The organism is Arthrobacter sp. FB24, assembly GCF_000196235.1.
Taxonomy (GTDB): Bacteria; Actinomycetota; Actinomycetes; order Actinomycetales; family Micrococcaceae; genus Arthrobacter.
The window spans coordinates 3386774-3407901 of the sequence record NC_008541.1 but is presented as its reverse complement, the minus strand read 5'-3'; the positions used below and the strand labels follow the sequence as shown (position 1 = coordinate 3407901).

The following is a 21128-nucleotide window of genomic DNA, read 5'->3' as shown; positions in this document are numbered from 1 at the left end:
AGCCTCAATGACTACAACATCCCGGGTGGCACAGACAGCCCGTCCCGCAGCCCCCAAGAACCCGACGTCCGCCCCCGCCGGCACGGCCCGGACCAGGAACAGGATCGACCCCACGTATTACTGGATGGTGGTTCCCGTCCTCGCGCTGTTCGCCTTTTTCATCACCCTGCCGGCGCTCGTGGGCGTCTTCTTCAGCCTCACGAACTACGCCGGCTACGGTGACTGGAAATTCATCGGACTGATGAACTACGTCAACATCTTCAAAGACCCGGCAATTCTCCAGTCCTACATCTTCACGTTCGTGTTCGCCCTCACCACCACGGTGGTGGTCAACATCGTGGCGCTCTCCATCGCCCTGGGCCTCAACGCGAAGATCAAATGGCGCACCGGCATCCGCACCGTGTTCTTCATCCCCATGGTGCTCTCCGCCCTGATCGTCTCGTTCGTGTTCAACTACCTGTTCTCCAACACCCTTCCGGTGCTGGCTGAACGGTTCGGCGTCACTCCGTTGGCCACGAGCATCCTCGCCAACGAAAACCTTGCCTGGCTCGCCATCGTGCTCGTCACGGTGTGGCAGGCGGCGCCGGGCGCCACCATCATCTACCTGGCAGGCCTCCAGAGCGTGCCGTCCGAGGTCTACGAAGCCGCGGACCTCGATGGTGCGGGCAGTTTCCGGCAGTTCGTCAGCCTGACGCTGCCGTTGATCATGGGGTATCTCGTGATCAACATCATCCTCGGATTCAAAGGCTTCCTGGGTACCTACGAGATCATCGTGGGCCTTACCGGCGGCGGACCCGGCATGGCAACCCAGTCCGTGGCGATGCGCATCTTCTCCGGCTTCACGGGCGGGGACTATTCCTACCAGATGGCCAACGCCGTCATCTACTTCCTGATCACCTTGCTGATCTCCGTCATCCAGCTGCGCCTTATCCAGCGCCGGGGGGTTTCACTCTAATGACCGCATCCACACTTGCCGCGCCGAAAGCTTCCGGACCGAAGGCCCGTGCCGCCACGACCCGCCGGTCCAACAGCGAAGGCTTCAAGATCAACTGGTGGCTCACCGCGCTAATGCTGGCCGCGTCGCTGACCGTCCTGCTGCCGCTGTACTTCACCGTGGCCATGGCATTGAAGTCCCCGGACCAGATCGGCACCGGCACTGGACTCGCCTGGCCGAACCCGATGAACTGGGAGAACTTTGCCGCCGCCTACGTGGCCACCAACTTTCCGAGGGCCTTCATGTCCACGGCGTTTGTTACCGTGTTGAGCGTCCTGGGCTCGCTGGCCAGCAGCTCCCTGGTGGCCTATGCCATCGCACGGAACTGGAACCACCGTTTCTTCCGGGGATCGTTCGTCTACCTGCTCTCGGCAATGTTCATCCCGTTCCCCGTGATCATCCTGCCCCTGATCAAGCAGACGGCACTGCTCGGCCTGGACAATCCCGCCGGCGTCGTGTTCCTGCACGTCCTCGGCGGGATCTCCTTCAACACCCTGCTTTACATCGCCTTTGTCCGCTCCATCCCGGTGGAGCTCGAGGAATCGGCCCGCATGGACGGCGCCACCACATGGCAGGTATTCCGGAAGATCATCTTCCCGCTGCTGGCCCCCATGAACGCCACCGTGGGGATCTTCGCCTTCCTCGGCTCCTGGAACGACTTCCTGCTGCCGCAGATGATGATTGCCGATCCCGCGCTGCAGACCCTGCCCGTGGTGCAGATGCTCTTCCAGGGCGAATTCAACACCAACTACAGCCTCGCCTTCGCGTCCTACCTGATGGCCATGGCCCCCACCCTGGTGGTTTACATCCTGGCGCAACGTTGGGTACTGTCCGGAGTCATGCGCGGCGCAGTGAAATAGGACCCGTGAAATAGGACGCAGTGAAGCAGGCGCACCAACCGGACGCCTCAGCATTTTTCCAATACCCAAGAACACCCGACACAAGAAAAGGAATCTCCTTTGTCCACCACCGCCACTCTGGCAACCCTGTCCGACTCAAACCTCGCAGCCGATCCCAACTGGTGGCGCCAGGCCTCCGTGTACCAGATCTATCCGCGCAGCTTCTCGGATTCGAACGGTGACGGCCTGGGCGACATCAAGGGCATCACCGCCAAAGTGCCCTACCTGAAGGAACTGGGGATCGACGCCGTGTGGCTCAGCCCGTTCTACCCCTCCGCGCTCGCAGACGGCGGTTACGACGTCGACGACTACCGCAACGTTGACCCCAAGCTGGGCACCCTGGAGGACTTCGCCGAAATGTCCGCCGCGCTGCACGAAGCCGGCATCAAGCTCATCGCGGACATCGTCCCCAACCACTCCTCGAACCGGCACGAATGGTTCAAGGAAGCACTCGCCGCACCGCGGGGCTCCGCCGCCCGCGAACGCTACATCTTCCGTGACGGCCTGGGCGAGAACGGCGAGCTGCCGCCGTCGGACTGGGACTCCGTCTTCGGCGGTCCCGCCTGGGAGCGCATCACCGAACCGGACGGCACGCCGGGCCAGTGGTACATGCACATCTTCGCCAAGGAGCAGCCGGACCTGAACTGGTCCAACCGCGAAATCCGCGATGACTTCCTGAAGACCTTGCGCTTCTGGTCCGACCGCGGCGTGGACGGCTTCCGCGTGGACGTGGCACACGCCCTCACCAAGGACCTCACCGAGCCCCTTCTCTCCAAGGTCGAACTCAGCGAGGCAAACACCGGCACTGACGGTTTCGCCGATGGCTCGCACCCCTTCTGGGACCGCGACGAAGTCCACGAGATCTACGCCGAATGGCGTGAGGTGTTCAACGAGTACAACCCGCCGCGCACCGCCGTCGCCGAAGCCTGGGTGCACGCCACCCGGCGCGCCCGCTACGCCAGCCCGCAGGGCCTGGGCCAGGCGTTCAACTTCGACCTCCTGCAGGCCGATTTTGATGCCGAGGAGTTCCAGGAAATCATCACCCGGAACCTCGCCGAGGCAACGGCTACCGGCGCATCCTCGACGTGGGTCTTCTCCAACCACGACGTCGTCCGGCACGCCACCCGCTATGGCCTCCCGATGGGCGGCGGAGTCCACGCCAAGGGCCAGGACGGCAAGGGCTGGCTGCTGGCCGGCGCGCCGGCTGAGGAACTGGATGTCGAGCTCGGCCTGCGCCGCGCCCGTGCGGCCAGCCTGCTGATGCTTGCCCTCCCGGGCTCGGCCTACCTGTACCAGGGCGAGGAACTTGGCCTGCAGGAAGTGGCCGAGATCCCGGACTCGGAGCGCCAGGACCCGTCCTTCTTCCGCAACAAGGGCGTGGAGATCGGCCGTGACGGCTGCCGCGTGCCGCTGCCGTGGTCCACGGATGGAACGTCCTTCGGCTTCGGCGCCGGCGATGCCCACCTGCCCCAGCCGGCATGGTTCGCCCGCTACGCAGTGGACGCCCAGGACGGCGTGGAGGGCTCCACCCTGGAGCTGTACCGCAAGGCGCTGAAACTGCGTCGCGAGCTGCAGACGGCCGAAGAGCTGGAATGGGTGGAGACCGGCAACCCCGAGGTCCTGCACTTCAGTCGCCACGGCGGCTGGCAGTCGGTGACCAACTTCGGTGCGGAGCCGGTGGAACTCCCGGCAGGCGAGGTCCTGCTCAGCAGCGCCCCGCTGGACGGAAAGCTGCTGCCCGGCAACACCACTGTCTGGCTGCGGTGAGCGCTCCTTTGAAAGGAAAGGCTGGCCGGGTGCAGGGGGAAACCCCGGCGCCCGGCCAGTCCGGCCTGCCCGGTCAGTCCGGCCAGGAACTGATCTACGGCTGCATGGGCCTGGGCGGCAGCTGGTCCGCCGAGCCGTACGCCACTGCGCACGTGGAGCAGGCTGCCGCTGCGATTGACGCCGCCCTGGACTCAGGCATCTCTTTGTTCGACCACGCGGACATCTACCGCAGCGGCAAGTCCGAGGCCGTCTTCGGTGAAGTCCTCGCGATCACGCCGGGGCTGCGGGAACGGATCCGGCTCCAGACCAAGTGCGGCATCAGGCTCAACGAGCAGGGACTGGAAACCCACTACGACCTGAGCCGCGACAGCATCCTCGAGAGGGTTAATGGCAGCCTGAAACGGCTGAAGACGGACTACGTGGATGTCCTCCTGCTGCACCGCCCCGACCCGCTGGCGGACCCCGCCGAGGTGGCGTCCGCCGTCGGGCAGCTGATGCAGGAAGGCAAAGTGCGGCAGGTGGGCGTGTCCAACATGTCCGCACCGCAGATCGAGATGCTGCAGGACTACCTGGAAACCCCGGTGGTGGCCAACCAGCTGGAGATGAGCCTGCTGAAACGGGCCTGGCTGGAAAGCACCGTGCTGGTGAACCACGCGGAGGGGCTGGATTACAGCTTCCCGCACGGCACCGTGGAGTACTGCAGCCGACAGGGGATCACCCTGCAGGCATACGGGGCGCTGGCCCGGGGACACTACAGCGGAGCTCCGCCGGAAAGCCCGACGCCGGCCGAGGCCGCCACTGCGGCGCTTGTTGCCGGCATGGCGAAGGCCAAGGGAACCACGCGTGAGGCCATCCTCCTCGGCTGGCTCATGCGGCACCCGGCCGGGATCGCACCGGTGATCGGAACCGCCAACCCGGACCGCATCCGCGCGTGCGCCGGAGCGGCTCGGGTTGCCGCGGCCATGACCCGCGCCGAGTGGTACCGGCTCTGGGTGACGGCCCGGGGGAGCAACATCCCCTAAGAACTAGAGCGGCGCCACCACCGAGTAGGTGGAGGAGTCGCCCTGCAGGGCCTGGCTCGGCTTGCCGTCGATGCCCACGGGGATGTCGCCGGCAATGGTCACGCGGTTGAGCTTGCGCGGCTGGCCGTCATAGTTGTCCGGGGCGTAGTGCTGGGTGATGCGGTTGTCGAAGAGCACCAGCTGGTTCGGCTCCCAGTTCACCCGCACCACGTTCTCCGGACGCGTGACGTAGGCCTGCAGCAGCCGGATGATGTCCTTCGACTCCGTGTTGGACAGCCCCACGATCCGCAGCCGCTGCGCGAAGCCGCCAATGAACAATCCGCGCTCGCCGGTCAGCGGGTGGACCCGGACCACCGGGTGGGCCGTCTCGAACTTCAGCCGGGTGAACTCCTTCCGGCGCTCCTCAGCGTTTTCGTGCTCCAGGTTCTTCGGCACCGAGTAGTCGTAGTCGTTCGTGTGGATGGCCCAGAGGGTGTCCGCGAAGTTCCGCAGCTCCTCGGGCAGGTCGCGGTAGGCGCCGGCCGAGGACGCGATCAGCGTTTCGCCGCCGTACGCGGGGAGGTCGATGCTGCGCAGGGTGGAGGCCTGCGGCGGGTTGACCACGAACGTGACATCCGTGTGCCAGTTGTTGGCGGAGCCGTTCTCGCTGTCCACCGGCAGGACGCTTTCCTTGCCTTCCACGGAGGCCACGGTGGGGTGCGCCTTCGTGAGCGGACCGAAGTGGCCGGCGAACTTTACCTGGGCCTCGTCCGTGAGGATGTTGGCCTCGCGGAACACCAGCGCCTTGTGTTCGTTGAGCGCGGCCCGGATCTGTGCGACGGTCTCGGCGGAGAGGTCTCCGCCCAGGTCCAGGCCACGGATTTCAGCCCCGATGCGGGAACCCAGTTTGGCGAATTCGAGCTTGGTTTCGGTGATGGTGGTCATTGCTGTTCCTTACGGGTTGATGGTGCGGATGGATAACGTGGCTGGAAGCGGTTAGTTGCCGGATCCGACGGCGGTGCGCCAGCGGGAGAAGTGCCGTTCCAGGGCGACGAGCAGGATGTTGACCGCCAGCCCCAGGACGGAGACTGTGAGGATGCCGGCGTACATGTCGGGAATGAGGAAGCTCATCTGCGAATTCACGATCAGGTAGCCCAGCCCGGCCTTGGCGCCCACCATTTCGGCGGCAATCAGCACCAGGATGGAGGACGTGCCCGCCATCCGGATGCCGGTGAAGATGGTGGGGACCGCGGAAGGCAGGATGACCTTCTGGAAGAGCCGGAAGCTGTTCAGGCCCAGCGACCGCGCAGCCCGGATGAGCAGCGGATCCACGGTCCGGACACCGGCGATGGTGTTCAGGAGCACCGGGAAGAATGCCGCGTAGGCCACGATGGTGATCTTCGATTCCTCGCCGATGCCCAGCAGCAGCGTGAAGACCGGAAGCAGCGCCAGCGTGGCCGTGTTCCGGAACAGCTCCAGCAGCGGGTTCAGGAAGGAACTCAGCCAGCCGTACCAGGCGATCAGCAGCCCCAGCACGACGGCGGACACCACCGCGATGCTGAAACCGGACACAGAGCGGGTGAGGCTCGCCTGCAGGTGGCTCTGCAGCTGCCCGTTCTCCAGCAGCTTCCCGCCGGCCGCGATGACGTCGTGCAGCGGCGGCAGGAACACCCGGGTGGACGGGCTGGCAAGGTACGTCGGGCCCAGTTCCCAGAGAGCGAGGAACAGCAGCACGGCGAGGGACTTCCAGCCCGCCCGTCCTGCGATCCCGGCCAGGGCAGCGAACCTGCCCGCCGGCGTCGGGCGCTGTCCGTCTTCCGGAGCGGGTCCGGTCTGCCCGGAACGTCCGACGGCGGCGGCCGCCTCGGGCGGCCGGGTCAACACTGCGCTCATCAGGCAGCGCTCCTTTCCTGGGGTTGTTCGTCGGGGGCCGTGCCGTCAGGGAGGATCTTGCGGTGTCCGGAGTCCTGGGCGAGCTTGACCTCATCGTGCAGGAGCGACCAGACCTGGTGCCGGTGTTCCACGAACGCCGGGTGCGAGCGGACGTCGCCGACACCCCCGCGGTCCGGGATGTTGATGTCCACGAACTCCTTGAGCCGGCCCGGGCGTGCGCTGAGGACGGCCACGCGCTGGCCCAGGTAGACGGCCTCGTCGATTCCGTGGGTGATGAAGACGATGGTCTTGCCCGTGGCCTTCCAGATCCGCAGTAGTTCGTCCTGGAGCTGCTCGCGGGTCTGCGCGTCCAGGGCCGCGAAAGGTTCGTCCATGAGCAGGATGTCCGGCTCATAGGCGAGGCTCCTGGCGATGGCCACGCGCTGTTTCATACCACCGGACAGTTCGTGCGGGTAGCGATCCTCGAACCCGGCCAGCCCCACGAGGTCCAGGAACTCGCTGGCCTTCGCGGCCCGTTCCTTCCGGGACAGGCCCGAGTTTTCGAGCCCGATGGAGACGTTGGCCGACGCGGTCCGCCAGGGGAAGAGCGCGTACTGCTGAAAGACCACGGCGCGGTCCTGGCCCGGGCCGGTCACTTCCTTGCCGTCCACCAGCACGCTGCCGGAGGTGGGGCGGGACAGGCCCGCCAGCAGGTCAAGCAGTGTGGTCTTGCCGGAACCGCTGGGGCCCACCAGTGTAAGGAATTCACCGGGGGCGACGTCCAGGCTGAGGTCATCCAAGGCGGTCAGCACGGACGGACCTGCCTGCTTCCGGGTGCCCTTGCCCTGGCGCACCGCGAATTCCTTGGTGACGTTCCGGAGGCTGATTTTCGGCGTCATGGTTGTCCTTTCACGTTGCTGGTGCTGCCGTTGATACGGGCGCTCATCCGGTCACCAGGGCGTTGAACTCGTTGGTGTAGAGCTTCTTCGGGTCCAGTTCGCCCTTGATGATTCCGGTGTCCTTGAGCCACTTGCCCCAGCGGGTGAAATCCTCATCCTTGATCTCGCCCTTGGCGGGTACGCCCACGCTCTTCCAGTACTGCAGCGCTGCCGGGTTCTCGTTGCGGCCGCGTTCCTGCAGGATCCTGGTAAAGCGGGCGATCACTTCCTCGCGGGGCGTGGTCCGCTCCCATTCGATGGCCTTGGCCACCCCGGTGGTGAATGTGCGGGTGGTGTTTGGGTTCTTCGCGATGAAGTCGGTGCGCAGCACGTAGGGGCCGCCGGCGAAGGTGCCGAAAAGTTCCGCGTCACTGAACACCGACCGCAGGCCGCCGTTTGCGATCGCCCTGTCCTGCAGGATGCTGCCCAGCGAACCGGCATCCACCTGGCCGCGGCGGATGGCCTCCTCGGTGTCGTTGGGCGGCACCACCACCAGCTGCACCTGCTTGATTTCCTCGGCGCTCAGACCGTTCTTCTGCAGGTAGGTGTTGATGACGGCGTCCGCGTGTGCTCCGAGGGTGTTCACTGCGATCTTCTTGCCGATGAAGTCCCGGGCCGTGCGGATGGGACTGTCTTCCTTGACGTAGAAGCCGTTGAAGGTCTTCTCGTCTTCGCCGTAGTAGTTGATGACGGCCTTGACCGGGGCGCCGGCTTCCACCAGCTTCACCACCGCTCCGGCGAACGCGCCACCAAAATCCGTCTGCCCGGTGGCCGCGGACTGGATGTCCTGCGGGCCGCTGATGGTGTTGCCCACCCAGTTGAGCTTGACGTCGCCGAAGTAGCCGAGGTCCTGGGCAAGTTCCGGCAGCGTTACCGTGTTGGCCCAGCCCTGGTAGCGGAGCTCCTTCACCTCGGTGGCGCCGCCGGCACTTCCGCCGGCCGAGGTTGCCCCTGCGGCGCCGCCGCCGCAGCCCGACACCGTCATCGCGATGACGACGGCGGCCGCGGCACTCATGATGGTCAGGTGTCGTTTCATTCGGGGTTCCTTTGTGATGCATTGGGGATGTCTTGGACTGAAGCGGCGATGGCCGGTTGCCTGCTGCTGGAACGATGTAAGCGCACGTTCCGGGGCGAGGGGAAGCGTTGCTGTCACGCCGGGACACCCGCGGAAATGCGGGGAAACAGGGCGAAACGACGGGTCACAAGACGTCCCGTTTCGCCCGGTAACGGCCCGTGAAGGGAGTTTGACGCGCCTGCCGTGTCGGATTTTGGTCGTATTGTTCGCCGTATTGTTCTCCCGTTGGGAAGCTGTTACTTAGCGTTGGGGGGCTCCGGGCGGATACGGTAGGAGTATGACCACCTCTACCTCCGCTGCCGTCGACACCGTACGGCCCGAACGAAACATCCCCGCCGAAATTGCCCGTTCGTGGCTTTTGGTGAACGCAATGAAGCCTGAGCTTTTTGACGTCTCGGCCGTGTCGCGCGCGGACTCGATCATTCTCGACATCGAAGACGCGGTGGACCCCTCGCAGAAGGACGCCGCCCGCGAACACGTCATCAACTGGCTGACTGCCGGCGGCCAGGCCTGGGTGCGCATCAACGACGCAACCAGCCCGTTCTGGGCTGCTGACCTCGCTGGCCTTCGTGGAACCCCGGGCCTGCTCGGCGTCATGCTGGCTAAGACCGAGTCCGCTGACCAGGTCACCGAGAGCTACCACCGCATGGACGGCAAGACCCCCGTGATTCCGCTGGTGGAATCCGCCGTCGGCATCGAGGAAGCCAACAACATCGCCAAGGCCCAGGGCGCGTTCCGCCTGGCGTTCGGTTCCGGCGATTTCCGCCGCGACACCGGCATGGCGGCCACTCCCGAGGCCATGGCATACCCGCGCGCCAAGCTGGTTGTTGCCAGCCGGGTGGGCAACCTCCCGGGCCCCATCGACGGCCCCACGGTGGGAACCAACCACCCGATCCTGCGCGAACAGACCGGCATCACCGTGATGATGGGCATGACCGGCAAGCTCTGCCTGGCCATCGACCAGACCAACGTCATCAACGAAGTCATCAGCCCCACGCCGTCGGACGTCGCCTGGGCCACGGACTTCATGGCCGACTTCGAAGCCAATGGCCGCGTCATCCGCGACGGCTCCGATCTGCCGCGCCTGGGCCGCGCCGAGAAGATCATGAAACTCGCCGTCGCCTTTGGGGTGCAGCCGGCACTCTAGCGCCGCCGCAGCCCCAGCCAAGAGGAGACCCCGTGACCGATACCCGCTATCTGGTCCACGGGGTCTTTTGGGATGGTGCGCCGCCCGGTTCCCTGGCTGGTCCCGGGTCAGGAAAGCACGACGGCGGAACTCCGGTCATGCGCCTGCAGGACCCTTCCGGCGGTTTCCGGGAGGTGGGGCTCGACGCCGGCCGCCGGCTGGGTTTCCGGGTCGCCGCCGAAGGCAAGTTCTGCCTTGGACATCACAAGGTGTACGGCCCGGCTGACCGGGACCACGTCCTCTGCCCGGCCAAGGCGCCGGCCGTCAGGGGGAGCCAGTGCGAGCGCTGCTTCGTGGTGGACGATTCCCGGCTCATCCACGACTTCCACCGCGGCGGAGGTGTCCCGCCGGGGCTTCGCGCCTACCTGATGCAGCAGCACTGGCTGTACGTGGCAACGTTCGCCAACGGCGCCAGCAAGGTCGGCACCGCCTCGGACCCACGGAAATGGAACCGGCTGGCCGAGCAGGGAGCCGTGGTGGCACGCTACGTGGCGCGAGCGGACGACGGCCGGGTGGTCCGGATCCTTGAAGACATGCTGACCCGCGACGCCGGGCTCCCGCAACAGGTCCGGTCGGCAGCCAAGGCCGCCGCCCTGGCGGCACCGGCACCCGCCGTCGAACTTGATGCGCTGAACCGGCAGCTGGCCGGTGATGCACGCGCACTGCTGGTCCGCGGCGGCGGGGAGGGGTTCGGGGTGGTGGACGAACAGTGGGTCCGGCCGGTCCTTGCAGACCGGGCGTGCGCGGCCGCGGTCCGGCACGCTTACCCGCAGGACCTGGGCCGTGGAGCACACGGATTCCGGATTGCCGCGCTGAGCGGAAGTATCGCCGTGGCTGCCCTGGAAGGCACCGAACTTGAGTTCGTGGTGAACCTAGGGCAGCTGAAGGCCCGGAGCGTGGATTTCGGAGACCACCATTCTTCGGAAGTTCCGGCCGTGCAGGAATCGTTGTTCTGAGGCCGGCACATAGAATGGGACGGTGCTGAACGAATTCTGGGCCACCGCATCCACCTCCTACAAGGTGCTCGTTTTCAGCGCCATGGGCCTGATCGCCGTCGGCATTGTCCTCAACCTGGTGGGCAACACTTCCGGCAACCAGGGCCTCGCCGTCGCGTCACTGCCGGTGATCGGCGCTGGCCTGGTCCTGCACGTTGTGGGGATCGTGGTGCGGGGCCAGCAGATCCGGAAGAACCTCAAGCGCTAGCAGCGGCATTCCGCAGCACATGGCTGCGGGCGTGGTCCACGGCCGCCGGCAGTGTGCTGAACAGGTGCTTGTGGTGCCGGAGGGAACGGATCACACCCACGTTGGTCACAAGTTCCAGGTGCTCCGGCTGGACCCCCTTCAGCAGAACGGTGATTCCGCGGAGTTCCAGCGCCGAGATGACTTCCACAAGGGCGTGTGCGCCCGTGGCGTCCAGCATGCGCACCTGGGACAAACGGATGATGGCCACCTGGATGTCCTTTACCTCGTTGATTTCCTGCAGGATCCGTTCCGCCGCCCCGAAGAACATGGCGCCGTCGAGCCTGAAGATGGCGATGTGGGAATCTCCTTCGGCGGGCGCGCCCGTTAGGGCCTCCCGGCGGACGCCGCTCAGTGAGGCAAACTTCCGCAGCGTCAGCAGGGCGGCAGCGGCCAGTCCGATCTGGATGGCGATGATCAGGTCGAAAGCCACGGTGATCAGGGCAGTGAGAATGAAGACTGCCGCATCAGACCGGGTGGAACGGAGAATGGCGCTGACCGTCTGGGTCGAGACCATTCGCGTGGCCGTGACCATCAGGACTCCGCCCAGCACGGCCAGCGGAATCCGTCCGACCAATCCGGCCGCGAGGTAGATGATTGCCAACAACACCAGGGCGTGGACCACGGCCGCCAGCCGTGTCTTCGCTCCGGACCGGACGTTGACGGCGGACCGGGCGATGGCGCCGGTTGCGGGCATTCCGCCGAACAGTCCGGCCGCAATGGACGCCAGCCCCTGTCCGGTCAGTTCGCGGTCCGGGCTGTAGCGGCCGCCGGGCCTGCCGTCCGGGCCCACCATTCCCGCCGCCACCCGGGCGGAGAGCAGTGACTCAATGGCCGCCAGCGCGGCGATGGACAGTGCCGGCATCATGAGGTCGCCAAGAGCTGTGGGGTCGATCATGGGCACGGCAGGGGCGGGCAGGGAATGTGGCAGCGCGCCGATCCGGGGAATGTCGAGGCGGAGCAGCTCCGCGGCCACGGTGACCAGCAGCACGGCGGTCAGGCTGGCAGGCAGCGACTTGTGAACCTTGGGTACCACAAACATGATGGCCGCGACTGCAACCACTACGGCAAGGGTCTGGATGACGGTGGGAAACGCGGCTCCCGAGGCGGCTTCGATCGCCGCAACGAGGGTGTTGTGACCCGGGATGCCCGCTGTTCCAGTGGCCAGGGGCACCTGCTGGAGGAAGATGATGGCGGCAATGCCGAGGGTAAATCCTTCCACCACAGGCCAGGGGATGAAAGCAACGGCGCGGCCCAGTCCGCTGATGCCGAGTGCGCAGACAATGAGCCCTGCCAGCAGCGAAACAATCGGAATGCTGCCGGCGCCGTGGCTGGCCACCACAGGGGCGAGGACCACCACCATGGCGCCGGTGGGGCCGGAGACCTGGACGTTGGAGCCGCCCATGATGGCCGCCACCAGGCCGGCAACCACAGCGGTGATCAGTCCGGCTTCGGCGCCCACTCCGGAGCTGACGCCGAACGCCAGCGCCAGGGGAAGTGCAACGATCCCCACCGTGATGCCCGCAGTGAGGTCCGTCTTCCACGAGGAGCGCAGCCCGTCGTAATCGCGGCGGGACGGCAGGAATGCCCGCAGCGTCCGCATCCGGCTCACGAGGACGGGCCGGAGAGATGGGCGACCGGCAATTCCTGCGCCAGGCGGAGCTGCTCGTTGGAGTCTGCCAAGGTATCCAGCAGGAACGTCCGGGAAATGGCCAGGAGCTCTGCGATTTTGGGGTGCGCCAGGCGGTACGTCACGGCATTCGCCGACCGCACGGAGGTCACCACCTTGTGCCGGCGCAGCGTTGCCAGGTGCTGGGAGAGGTGGGAAGCCTCCAGCCCGGTTTCGGCCAGGAGGAAGCTGACCGGTGCTGTCGTGTCCGGCGCAGCAGCCAGCAGTTCGAGGATCCTGATGCGCGCCGGGTGGGCGAGGGCCTTGAAGAGGTTGGCCTTGATTTCGTACAAAGGGGCCTGCGCCGCTGAGAGCATGGGGACCTGCTGTCGCCTGGTTCGCGCAGCAGCCGTGCGAAGGGCCGCCGCATGAATTGATGGGATGATGAATCCATCATACCGCGTAGGGGTGTAACCCGCCAGACCCCGCTGCGTAACAGGCCGTGAACCGGCCCGCCTCCCTCCTCGTAACCTGCCGCTGGCCTGACGGCGGGGAGCGATAGGCTTGAGGCCATGACTATCAATCCGGATCTGCAGGGCCGTAGCTACCCTGCCGCAGAGGTGTACGACGTCGGCCGCGAGAAGATCCGCGAGTTCGCCAGGGCGGTCAAGGCAACCCATCCCGCGCACTTCGACCTGGAAGCAGCCCGGGCCCTTGGCCACAGCGACCTCGTGGCCCCTCCCACTTTCGCCATCATCATTGCCCAGCGCGCCGATGCCCAGCTGATCGAGGATCCGGAGTCCGGCATCGACTTCTCCCGCGTGGTTCACGCTGACCAGCGCTTTATCCACCACAGGCCCATCTTCGCCGGTGACCGCCTGGTGGCGGAGCTGCACGTGGACGGCGTCCGTGCCATGGGCGGCGGTGCGATGATCACCACGCGCTCGGAAATCTTCGCCCTCACCGGCGCCGACGACTCCGGTGCTTCCCGGGAGGCCGTCTCCACCACCACCTCGTCCATCCTGGTCCGCGGAGAGGGACAGTAACCATGAGCACTGCATCCATTGCCCCCGTTTTTTCCGATCTTGCCGTCGGCCAGGACCTTGGCAGCCGCAGCATCGCCGTCACCCGCCAGGACCTGGTGAAATATGCCGGCGCGTCCGGCGACTTCAACCCGATCCACTGGAACGAGGCTTTCGCTTCCGGAGTCGGCCTGCCCGGCGTTATTGCCCATGGCATGTTCACGATGGGGGCAGCAGTCCAGCTGGTGACCGACTGGGCGGGCGACCCCGCCGCCGTCGTGGATTTCCAGACCCGCTTCACCAAGCCGGTCCTGGTCGCCGACACCACCGGCACGGACGAGCCTGGGGCCGTCATCGAGGTCAGTGGCGCCATTGGCGCGCTTGACGCGGATGCCGGCACCGCCCGCGTGGACCTCACCGTCGTCTCCGCAGGACAGAAGGTCCTGATGAAGGCCCAGGCTGTCGTCAGGCTTGCGTGACAACGATGCTTCCGTGATCAGGAACGTCTTCACCCCGTCCGCCGAGGTCACGCACTGGCGCAATGCCGTGGTGGTGGCCTACGGGGCAAGTGGAGTCGCGTTTTCCACCTGGGTGTCCCGGCTGCCGGCCATCAGGGACGGGCTGGACCTGACCCCCGGCACGGTAGGACTTCTCCTGCTCTGCATGACGGCCGGTTCGTTTCTTTCCGTCTCCGCCTCGGGGCTGATCGTCCTCCGGCTGGGATCCAAGAGGACCATCCGGATCGGCAGCATCATGGTGGGTGTCGGGCTGTTACTGGCCGGATTCGGCACCTCGGTGCTCGCCAGCCCGGTGGCGGTTGCCGTCGGCCTGGCCGTCATCGGGCTCGGCACCGCCAGCTGGAACACCGCATCCAATGTCGAAGGCGCGGCGGTGGAACGCGCCGTCCGCCGGCACATCATGCCCCGGCTGCACGGCTCCTTCAGCCTGGGAACGGTCGCCGGAGCCGGGCTTGGTGCCTGGGCTGCCGGTGCCGGCATCCCCGTGTTCTGGCATCTTGCGGCGGGAGGGCTTGTGGTGGCCGGCTCGGTGGCAACCGCCGCTTCCTGGTTCCGTGCGGACATTACGCCGGTGCAGGGGGCACGCCCGTTCAAAGCGTCCGGTACAGACACGTTCGAGGACCCGTCCACGGGACCCATTCCCATCGTCCGGCAGACGGACGCCGTCCCGGAACAGCCGCTGGACAACAAGCGTCTGATCGCCCAGGCCTGGCGTGACAAGCGCACGCTGCTGCTGGGCGTCATGGTCCTTGGGCTTGCCCTCGCAGAAGGGGCTGCAGGCGACTGGGTGGCGCTGGCCCTGGCCGACGGCCACGGCCAGACGGATGCTGCCGGGGCGGCGGGCTACGGCCTGTTCGTCACCTTCATGACCATTGGCCGCTTTGCCGGCACCCTGGTCCTGGACCGTTTTGGCAGGGTCCCGGTCATGCGCTGGTGCGCCGCGCTGGCAGTAGCCGGCCTGGGGCTGTTCGTGTTCGCCCCCGTTCCGTGGCTGGCATTCGTGGCGCTGGCTGTCTGGGGCCTCGGTGCTTCGCTGGGGTTCCCGGTTGGCATGTCCGCCGCGGCAGACGATCCGGTCAAGGCAGCCGCCCGCGTGTCCGTGGTGTCCACCATCGGGTACGGTGCGTTCCTGTGCGGTCCGCCGCTGCTGGGGCTGCTGGCCGAACACGTCGGCATCCTCCACTCGCTCCTTGCCGTGATGGTGATGCTCGTGGTCAGCTTCCTGCTGTCCCCGGTGGCCCGGAAGCTCTCCTGATCCGCTCCGATGCCAATGACAGATAGGCTGGACAGGTGACCCAGACATTGCTTTCCGACCTGACCACTGCCGCCGTCGGCGGTCCCGCCGGCAACTACATCGAGGCCCGCACGGAGGCGGAAATCATCGACGCCGTCCGTTCAGCGGACGCCGCCGGTGAGAAGCTGCTGATCGTCGCGGGCGGGTCCAACCTGCTGATTTCAGATGCCGGTTACCCCGGCACCGTGCTCCGGATCGCCTCTGAAGGGTTCGCCGTCAACTCCGAGGACACCTGCGGCGGCGTCGCCGTGGTGGTCCAGGCAGGGCACAACTGGGATGCCCTCGTGGAACACGCTGTGCGCCACGCGTGGTCCGGAATCGAAGCGCTCTCCGGCATCCCGGGATCCACCGGCGCCACTCCGGTGCAGAACGTGGGAGCCTATGGCGCCGACGTTTCCCAGACCATTGCGGCGGTGCGGACCTGGGACCGGGAAAAGAACGCCGTCCGCACCTTCACGAATTCCGAACTGAAGTTTGGCTACCGGGACTCGATCCTTAAACAGACCACCGTCCAGGGCTCCCCGCGCTTCGTTGTGCTCACTGTCGAGTTCCAGCTGCCGCTGGGCCGGATGAGTGCGCCCATCCGCTATGCCGAGTTGGCGAAGTGCCTGGGCGTCGAAGCCGGCGAAAGGGCGTACGCCAACGATGTGCGCCGTGAGGTCCTGCGGCTCCGTGCCTCCAAGGGCATGGTCCTGGACCCGGAAGACCGTGACACCTATTCCACAGGGTCCTTCTTCACGAATCCGATCGTACCGGCGGAGGCGGCAGGACGGCTCCCCGAAGACGCTCCCCGCTACCCGGCCGGGGCGGACGGGCTCGTCAAGCTGTCTGCCGCCTGGCTGATCGACCATGCCGGCTTCGGTAAGGGATACGGGCTGGATGCCGGGAGTGTCTCCGGCGGGCGGGCGTCGCTGTCCACCAAGCACACGCTGGCCATCACCAACCGGGGTGCAGCGAGTGCGGCAGACATGGTGGCCGTGGCGCGCGAGGTGAGGCGCGGCGTCGTCGAGCGCTTTGGTATTGAACTGCACCCGGAGCCGCTGCTCATCGGCGTCGAGCTCTAGCCGCTCCGATGTCCAGGCGCCGCCCCGGCTAATTCCGGCGGTGCCGCGGAGTGACCTTGCTGAACAGCATGAACGTGAACCCGGAAGCCGCTGCACCCAGCAGGAAGACCTGGCAAAAGGCCACGGACTGTGCGCTGGGGCCGTTGCGGAGGACCAGCCCGGCACAGGCGAACACCACGGCCCCCGCCAGCAGCGCGAAGGCGGCCAGCAGGAAGCTCTTGATCGTAGGCGGCATGTCGCCGCCTGGATCCTGGGCAGCACGGTTGGCGTCATGGTCAACAGCCCGCCAGCCGCCGTGCCGGGGCTGCAGCAGGGAGGCTGCGAGGAAACTGAGGACAGCCACCCCCATGCTGACCGCCGAAAAGAACTGCAGGGCCTCCACGGTGGGGGAGAGGCTCGTGCCGCCGGCAACCGCGATGGAGAGTCCTGCGGCCATTCCGGCAGCGCTTGTGGCCCAGCCCAGCAGGGCAAGGGCCCGGCACAGGGGCCGCAGGTGCGGCCAGAGCTCTCCGACAGTCATTCAACCAGCGTAGGGACCCCGGCTGTAAACCGGCTGGGAGCATGCCGTGCACTCCCCGTACGGCACTGCCCGGGACTGCGGACCCGCATGGCGGGGGTGCAACCTACGATGGGGGTATGCGAACAGGCGCACGGCCCCGGATCACACGGCACGTCATCGGACGGCTGCGCCTCGCCGCGCAGGGGCTGCTGGCGCCGGCGTTCGATTCTGCGTCGGACGCCGTACGGTGGATGACCGCCATGCAGGCCCAGGACATGCAGGCGGTACTTTGGGCCGTGGGGCTGAGGGTCCGCACCGCCGGCGTTGACACCGTCCGGTCCGCGCTGGATGAAGGGCTGGTTGTCCGCTCGTGGCCCATGCGCGGAACCCTGCACCTGCTGGCTCCGGAGGACCTTCGCTGGATCCTGAACATCACGGCCGACCGCCAGCTCCAGGGAATGGGCGGCCGACACCGGGAGCTGGAGATTGATGCCCGGGACGTGGACGCTGCCCGTGACGCGGCCCTGGAACTGGTCTCGGGCGGCGGCTCGGCCACGCGGCAGCAGCTTTTCGAGGCCTTTGAAGCCGCGGGCCAGTCCACGGTAGGACAGCGCGGCATCCACCTGCTGGGGATCCTGTGCCAGCGGGCCTGGCTCGTGCAGGGACCGCTCGCGGGAAACCAGCAGCTCATCAAGGCCTTTGACGAGTGGATTCCGAAATCCCGCGAGCTGGACCGCGCGGAGGGCATAGCCGAGCTGGTGCTGAGGTACATGACCAGTCACGGCCCTGCGACGGAACGTGACTTTGCATGGTGGTCCAGCACGCGCGTGACGGAGGTCCGCAGCGCCCTGGCCCAGGTGTCGGACCAGCTCGTTGAGCTGGAATTTGAAGGAGCCGGTTACTGGATGTCTCCGGCCACCGCGGCGCTGCTCGACGACGGCGTGCCCGGCCAGCGCTCGCTGTTGGCGCTGCCGGGGTTCGATGAGTTCCTGCTCGGCTACACGGACCGTTCCCTCGTGCTTCCGCCCGAGCACGCCCAGAAAGTGGTTCCGGGCGGCAACGGGATGTTCAAGAAGACAATCGTGGCCGGCGGCGAAGTGATAGGCACCTGGGCACTCAAAGGCGCCGGGTGGACGGCCGCCGTCGTGCCTGAACCCTTTGACACGGTTAACGGACTGCGGCCTGCCGCCCAAAGGTCATTTGAGCTGCAGGCCGCGAGGTACCTGAAGTTCCTCGGCCAGGCGCCGTAGCGCCCGGTGCCTGGAACGGGAACGTCCTTAGAGCGTGCCGGTGGCGATGTTGAGCATGCGGCGCAGCGGTTCGGCGGCGCCCCAGAGGAGCTGGTCACCCACAGTGAAGGCGCTGATGTAAGCCGGGCCCATTTCGAGCTTGCGGATACGGCCCACCGGGATGTCCAGCGTCCCTGAGGCGGCCACCGGGGTCAGGCTCGCCATGGAGTCTTCCTTGGTGTTGGGCACCACCTTGGCCCATTCGTTGTCCGCGTCCAGGAGCTTCTCGATCTCGGCCACGGAGAGGTCTTCGCGGAGCTTGAGCGTGAGGGCCTGGGAGTGCGAACGCATCGCACCGATCCGGATGCACAGGCCGTCCATGATGATGTGGTTTTCGCCGGAGGTTCCGAGGATCTTGTTGGTCTCGACCCCGGCCTTCCACTCTTCCTTGGACTGGCCGTTGCCGAGGTCCGCGTCGATCCAAGGGATCAGCGAGCCGGCCAGCGGGACGCCGAACTGCGTCGCGTCGATGTCGGTGCGCTGGTGTGCCAGGACCTTGCGGTCAATTTCCAGGATGGCCGACGCCGGGTCGTCCAGTTCCGAGCTGACCTCCGCGTTGAGCGTACCGAACTGGCTGAGCAGCTCGCGCATGTGGCGGGCGCCGCCGCCGGAGGCAGCCTGGTAGGTCATGGAGGTGCCCCACTCGACGAGGCCGTTCTTGAACAGGCCGCCCAGGCCCATCAGCATGCAGGACACGGTGCAGTTTCCGCCGATGAAGTCCTTGGTGCCGTTGGCGAGGCCCTTGTCGATGACGTCGCGGTTGATGGGGTCCAGCACGATGATCGAGTCGTCATTCATTCGCAGGGTGGAGGCGGCGTCGATCCAGAGGCCGTCCCAGCCGCGGCTGCGCAGCTCACCGTGGACCTGCTTGGTGTAATCGCCGCCCTGGGCGGTAACAATAATCGGCAGCTTAGCCAGCGTGTCGACGTCGAACGCGTCCTCGAGCTTGCCTGCGCCTTCCGCAAAAGATGGCGCCGCACCTCCGGCGTTGGAGGTGGAGAAGAACACCGGGTTGATGCTGGCGAAGTCGCCTTCATCCTGCATGCGCTGCATCAGGACGGAGCCGACCATGCCGCGCCATCCGACCAGGCCGACGGAGGGGGTAGCTGCTGTAGTCATTCGACCAGTTTAGACTTCGGAACCGGCACGGCGCAGTCGGTTACGTCACGCCCGGGATGCACGCCTGCCGAGGCGCGTTGCCTGGCGCTTTTTGAAGTAGTAGGCCCAGGTTGTGGGAACAATCCGCCTGAGCCGCTACTCGGCGTCGCGCTGTTCGAGCACTGCCGCCTTGCGGAGGCGCAGCGCGTACACGGCACCGAACGCGAACGCCTGCGTCACCACGACGAGCACGATCGCGCCGGCGATCTTGTTGCCGCCCAGGATCATGGTCAGTCCCACGATCGCGGAGAGAAGGGCCAGCAGCGGGAGCAGCATGTAGCCCAGGACAAAGAGTGTTTCCGGCTTCTTCAGCATGGTCCTAGGCCTCCGTCCGGCGCCACATCGTGAACCGGTAACGGGTACCGGTGGCAGACGTCAGCCAGCCGGTGGCCGGCTCGCTGGCGGCCAGCTTCCACTCGTAACCGAGCTCGGGCGCGTACGTGTCGCCGTCGGTCTCGGAGTCGATGAATGTCACCACTGCGACGTCGGCGATGTCCAGGGTCTGCGCGAAGATTTCCCCGCCGCCCAGCACCCACACCGTTTCGTGGCCGGGCGCGAACTGTGATTCCAGCAGCGCGTCGTCGAGCGATTTCACCGCGATGGCGCCCCGGGCGTCGGGAGTGTCGCCCCAGCCCTCCTGGCGCGTCACCACAATGTTGGTGCGCCCGGGCAGCGGACGGTACTTGTCCGGGAACGAGAGCCAGGTTTTGCGCCCCATGATCACCGGGTGCCCGGTGGTGAGCCGGGTGAAGTGCTTCATGTCCTCGGGAAGGTGCCACGGCATGTCGCCGTCCTTGCCGATCACACCTGCCGTGGTCTGGGCCCAGACGAGCCCCACTCCGGTGGTTCCGTCGGCAATTTTTTCAGTGAAGGCCAGGGGATCCATGGCGTTGTCGGTGCTCATACTGCGATCGGCGCCTTAATCGTAGGGTGGTGCTGGTATCCGACCACTTCGAAGTCGTCCAGCGTGTAGTCAAAAATGGAGTCCGGCTTGCGGAGGATCTTCAGCTGCGGGTATTCGTACGGCTCCCGCTTCAGCTGCTTGAGCACCTGGTCCATGTGGTTGTCGTAGATGTGCACGTCGCCGCCGGTCCAGACGAACTCGCCGGGCTCCAGGCCCACCTGTTGGGCCAGCATGCAGGTCAGCAGCGCATAGGAAGCGATGTTAAACGGGACGCCAAGGAAGGTGTCCGCGGAGCGCTGGTACAGCTGGCAGGACAGCTTGCCGTCAGCAACGTAGAACTGGAAGAACGCGTGGCACGGCGGCAAGGCCATGTCCTGAAGCTCAGCCACGTTCCAGGCGGAGACGATGTGCCGGCGCGAGTCCGGGTTGGATTTGAGGTTCTCCACCAGCTCGGCGATCTGGTCGATGTGGCCGCCGTCGGGCGTCGGCCAGCTGCGCCACTGCACGCCGTAAACGGGACCCAGTTCGCCGTCGGCGTCGGCCCATTCGTTCCAGATGGTGACGCCCTGGTCCTGCATCCATTTCACGTTGGTTTCGCCGCGCAGGAACCATAGAAGTTCAACTGCCACCGACTTGAAATGAACGCGCTTGGTGGTGATCAGCGGAAAGCTTTGGCTGAGGTCAAAGCGCATCTGCCGCCCGAACACGCTGAGCGTGCCGGTGCCGGTGCGGTCAGATTTGTGCGTGCCGTTGGCAAGGACGTCACGCAGGAGGTCTTCATAGGGCGTTGGAATGCTCAC

At 66.3% G+C, this 21128-nt stretch carries 23 protein-coding genes; 12 read left to right on the top strand and 11 right to left on the bottom strand.

Annotation, left to right across the window (positions count from 1 at the left end):
- Positions 1 to 7: 7 nt before the first annotated feature.
- The 4 genes from ARTH_RS15440 to ARTH_RS15425 all read left to right on the top strand — a co-directional run bounded on the left by ARTH_RS15440 (position 8) and on the right by ARTH_RS15425 (position 4682).
- Positions 8 to 955 (top strand): carbohydrate ABC transporter permease, encoded by a 948-nt coding sequence (locus tag ARTH_RS15440; protein WP_011692871.1) that lies wholly within the window; start codon positions 8 to 10, stop codon positions 953 to 955.
- A complete protein-coding gene (locus tag ARTH_RS15435) occupies positions 955 to 1854 on the top strand; it encodes a carbohydrate ABC transporter permease (RefSeq protein ID WP_011692870.1) in 900 nt (299 codons plus the stop codon). The genes ARTH_RS15440 and ARTH_RS15435 overlap by 1 nt, the downstream gene beginning before the upstream one ends.
- Positions 1855 to 1953: 99 nt before the next feature.
- Positions 1954 to 3660, top strand: coding sequence for a glycoside hydrolase family 13 protein (locus ARTH_RS15430; protein WP_011692869.1), 1707 nt, complete (start codon positions 1954 to 1956; stop codon positions 3658 to 3660).
- A gap of 29 nt (positions 3661 to 3689) precedes the next feature.
- A complete protein-coding gene (locus ARTH_RS15425) occupies positions 3690 to 4682 on the top strand; it encodes an aldo/keto reductase (RefSeq protein WP_011692868.1) in 993 nt (330 codons plus the stop codon).
- Between the two features lie 3 nt (positions 4683 to 4685).
- Here ARTH_RS15425 and ARTH_RS15420 read toward each other — a convergent pair whose 3' ends face one another.
- The 4 genes from ARTH_RS15420 to ARTH_RS15405 are packed head-to-tail and all read right to left on the bottom strand — an operon-like array spanning position 4686 to position 8507.
- The gene (locus ARTH_RS15420; protein WP_011692867.1) at positions 4686 to 5606 is read right to left on the bottom strand and encodes a TauD/TfdA dioxygenase family protein; all 921 of its coding nucleotides are present in this window, start codon (positions 5604 to 5606) and stop codon (positions 4686 to 4688) included.
- Between the two features lie 51 nt (positions 5607 to 5657).
- Positions 5658 to 6554 (bottom strand): ABC transporter permease, encoded by an 897-nt coding sequence (locus tag ARTH_RS15415; protein WP_011692866.1) that lies wholly within the window; start codon positions 6552 to 6554, stop codon positions 5658 to 5660.
- Complete coding sequence (locus tag ARTH_RS15410) at positions 6554 to 7432, bottom strand: ABC transporter ATP-binding protein (RefSeq protein WP_011692865.1); 879 nt, start codon at positions 7430 to 7432, stop codon at positions 6554 to 6556. The genes ARTH_RS15415 and ARTH_RS15410 overlap by 1 nt, the downstream gene beginning before the upstream one ends.
- A gap of 43 nt (positions 7433 to 7475) precedes the next feature.
- The gene (locus ARTH_RS15405) at positions 7476 to 8507 is read right to left on the bottom strand and encodes an ABC transporter substrate-binding protein (RefSeq protein ID WP_011692864.1); all 1032 of its coding nucleotides are present in this window, start codon (positions 8505 to 8507) and stop codon (positions 7476 to 7478) included.
- Positions 8508 to 8823: 316 nt separating this feature from the next.
- Here ARTH_RS15405 and ARTH_RS15400 point away from each other — a divergent pair, with 316 nt between their 5' ends.
- Genes ARTH_RS15400 through ARTH_RS15390 form a run of 3 tightly spaced genes read left to right on the top strand, consistent with a single transcriptional unit; the run spans position 8824 to position 10935 of the window.
- Positions 8824 to 9693: an HpcH/HpaI aldolase/citrate lyase family protein gene (locus ARTH_RS15400; RefSeq protein WP_011692863.1), complete on the top strand. Its 870-nt coding sequence runs from the start codon at positions 8824 to 8826 to the stop codon at positions 9691 to 9693.
- Positions 9694 to 9725: 32 nt separating this feature from the next.
- Complete coding sequence (locus ARTH_RS15395; RefSeq protein ID WP_011692862.1) at positions 9726 to 10688, top strand: DUF2797 domain-containing protein; 963 nt, start codon at positions 9726 to 9728, stop codon at positions 10686 to 10688.
- 22 nt (positions 10689 to 10710) lie between these two features.
- Entirely contained in the window at positions 10711 to 10935 is a 225-nt protein-coding gene (locus tag ARTH_RS15390; protein ID WP_011692861.1) for a DUF3188 domain-containing protein, read from the top strand.
- Here ARTH_RS15390 and ARTH_RS15385 read toward each other — a convergent pair.
- Together ARTH_RS15385 and ARTH_RS15380 are read right to left on the bottom strand one after the other, a co-directional pair.
- Positions 10925 to 12574 carry a SulP family inorganic anion transporter gene (locus tag ARTH_RS15385; RefSeq protein WP_011692860.1) on the bottom strand — a complete coding sequence of 550 codons (1650 nt, stop codon included), beginning with the start codon at positions 12572 to 12574 and terminating at the stop codon, positions 10925 to 10927. The genes ARTH_RS15390 and ARTH_RS15385 overlap by 11 nt on opposite strands.
- A gap of 5 nt (positions 12575 to 12579) precedes the next feature.
- Complete coding sequence (locus ARTH_RS15380) at positions 12580 to 12957, bottom strand: ArsR/SmtB family transcription factor (protein WP_011692859.1); 378 nt, start codon at positions 12955 to 12957, stop codon at positions 12580 to 12582.
- A 195-nt stretch (positions 12958 to 13152) separates the two neighbouring features.
- Here ARTH_RS15380 and ARTH_RS15375 point away from each other — a divergent pair, with 195 nt between their 5' ends.
- The 4 genes from ARTH_RS15375 to ARTH_RS15360 are packed head-to-tail and all read left to right on the top strand — an operon-like array spanning position 13153 to position 16478.
- Positions 13153 to 13626: an FAS1-like dehydratase domain-containing protein gene (locus tag ARTH_RS15375; protein WP_011692858.1), complete on the top strand. Its 474-nt coding sequence runs from the start codon at positions 13153 to 13155 to the stop codon at positions 13624 to 13626.
- A 2-nt stretch (positions 13627 to 13628) separates the two neighbouring features.
- Positions 13629 to 14081 carry a MaoC family dehydratase gene (locus tag ARTH_RS15370; RefSeq protein WP_011692857.1) on the top strand — a complete coding sequence of 151 codons (453 nt, stop codon included), beginning with the start codon at positions 13629 to 13631 and terminating at the stop codon, positions 14079 to 14081.
- Positions 14074 to 15375 carry an MFS transporter gene (locus ARTH_RS15365; protein ID WP_011692856.1) on the top strand — a complete coding sequence of 434 codons (1302 nt, stop codon included), beginning with the start codon at positions 14074 to 14076 and terminating at the stop codon, positions 15373 to 15375. Before ARTH_RS15370 ends, ARTH_RS15365 begins: the two co-directional genes overlap by 8 nt.
- 35 nt (positions 15376 to 15410) lie before the next feature.
- On the top strand, positions 15411 to 16478 hold the full coding sequence (locus ARTH_RS15360; protein ID WP_011692855.1) for a UDP-N-acetylmuramate dehydrogenase: 1068 nt from the start codon (positions 15411 to 15413) through the stop codon (positions 16476 to 16478).
- 28 nt (positions 16479 to 16506) lie between these two features.
- Here the strand turns inward: ARTH_RS15360 and ARTH_RS15355 are convergent, their stop codons facing one another.
- Entirely contained in the window at positions 16507 to 16998 is a 492-nt protein-coding gene (locus tag ARTH_RS15355; protein ID WP_011692854.1) for a hypothetical protein, read from the bottom strand.
- Between the two features lie 116 nt (positions 16999 to 17114).
- Between ARTH_RS15355 and ARTH_RS15350 the strand changes: the two genes are divergently transcribed.
- Positions 17115 to 18227: a winged helix DNA-binding domain-containing protein gene (locus tag ARTH_RS15350; protein ID WP_052309706.1), complete on the top strand. Its 1113-nt coding sequence runs from the start codon at positions 17115 to 17117 to the stop codon at positions 18225 to 18227.
- Between the two features lie 27 nt (positions 18228 to 18254).
- On the opposite strand, the gene asd is transcribed toward ARTH_RS15350, so the two are convergent.
- From asd to ARTH_RS15330, 4 genes are all read right to left on the bottom strand, one after another.
- On the bottom strand, positions 18255 to 19385 hold the full coding sequence (asd, locus tag ARTH_RS15345) for an aspartate-semialdehyde dehydrogenase (protein ID WP_011692852.1): 1131 nt from the start codon (positions 19383 to 19385) through the stop codon (positions 18255 to 18257).
- Positions 19386 to 19520: 135 nt separating this feature from the next.
- Positions 19521 to 19739 (bottom strand): NF038396 family protein, encoded by a 219-nt coding sequence (locus ARTH_RS15340; RefSeq protein ID WP_011692851.1) that lies wholly within the window; start codon positions 19737 to 19739, stop codon positions 19521 to 19523.
- 4 nt (positions 19740 to 19743) lie between these two features.
- Positions 19744 to 20328: a dihydrofolate reductase gene (locus ARTH_RS15335; RefSeq protein ID WP_011692850.1), complete on the bottom strand. Its 585-nt coding sequence runs from the start codon at positions 20326 to 20328 to the stop codon at positions 19744 to 19746.
- Positions 20325 to 21128: a thymidylate synthase gene (locus tag ARTH_RS15330; RefSeq protein WP_011692849.1), complete on the bottom strand. Its 804-nt coding sequence runs from the start codon at positions 21126 to 21128 to the stop codon at positions 20325 to 20327. The genes ARTH_RS15335 and ARTH_RS15330 overlap by 4 nt, the downstream gene beginning before the upstream one ends.

Bases quoted from the DNA above. Each gene is read 5' to 3' on its own strand.
- ARTH_RS15440 (WP_011692871.1), top strand. From the start codon at position 8: ATGACTACAACATCCCGGGTGGCACAGACAGCCCGTCCCGCAGCCCCC.
- ARTH_RS15435 (WP_011692870.1), top strand. From the start codon at position 955: ATGACCGCATCCACACTTGCCGCGCCGAAAGCTTCCGGACCGAAGGCC.
- ARTH_RS15420 (WP_011692867.1), bottom strand. From the start codon at position 5,606: ATGACCACCATCACCGAAACCAAGCTCGAATTCGCCAAACTGGGTTCC.
- ARTH_RS15415 (WP_011692866.1), bottom strand. From the start codon at position 6,554: ATGAGCGCAGTGTTGACCCGGCCGCCCGAGGCGGCCGCCGCCGTCGGA.
- ARTH_RS15410 (WP_011692865.1), bottom strand. From the start codon at position 7,432: ATGACGCCGAAAATCAGCCTCCGGAACGTCACCAAGGAATTCGCGGTG.
- ARTH_RS15405 (WP_011692864.1), bottom strand. From the start codon at position 8,507: ATGAAACGACACCTGACCATCATGAGTGCCGCGGCCGCCGTCGTCATC.
- ARTH_RS15400 (WP_011692863.1), top strand. From the start codon at position 8,824: ATGACCACCTCTACCTCCGCTGCCGTCGACACCGTACGGCCCGAACGA.
- ARTH_RS15385 (WP_011692860.1), bottom strand. From the start codon at position 12,574: ATGCGGACGCTGCGGGCATTCCTGCCGTCCCGCCGCGATTACGACGGG.
- ARTH_RS15380 (WP_011692859.1), bottom strand. From the start codon at position 12,957: ATGCTCTCAGCGGCGCAGGCCCCTTTGTACGAAATCAAGGCCAACCTC.
- ARTH_RS15375 (WP_011692858.1), top strand. From the start codon at position 13,153: ATGACTATCAATCCGGATCTGCAGGGCCGTAGCTACCCTGCCGCAGAG.
- ARTH_RS15370 (WP_011692857.1), top strand. From the start codon at position 13,629: ATGAGCACTGCATCCATTGCCCCCGTTTTTTCCGATCTTGCCGTCGGC.
- ARTH_RS15355 (WP_011692854.1), bottom strand. From the start codon at position 16,998: ATGACTGTCGGAGAGCTCTGGCCGCACCTGCGGCCCCTGTGCCGGGCC.
- ARTH_RS15350 (WP_052309706.1), top strand. From the start codon at position 17,115: ATGCGAACAGGCGCACGGCCCCGGATCACACGGCACGTCATCGGACGG.
- asd (WP_011692852.1), bottom strand. From the start codon at position 19,385: ATGACTACAGCAGCTACCCCCTCCGTCGGCCTGGTCGGATGGCGCGGC.
- ARTH_RS15340 (WP_011692851.1), bottom strand. From the start codon at position 19,739: ATGCTGAAGAAGCCGGAAACACTCTTTGTCCTGGGCTACATGCTGCTC.
- ARTH_RS15335 (WP_011692850.1), bottom strand. From the start codon at position 20,328: ATGAGCACCGACAACGCCATGGATCCCCTGGCCTTCACTGAAAAAATT.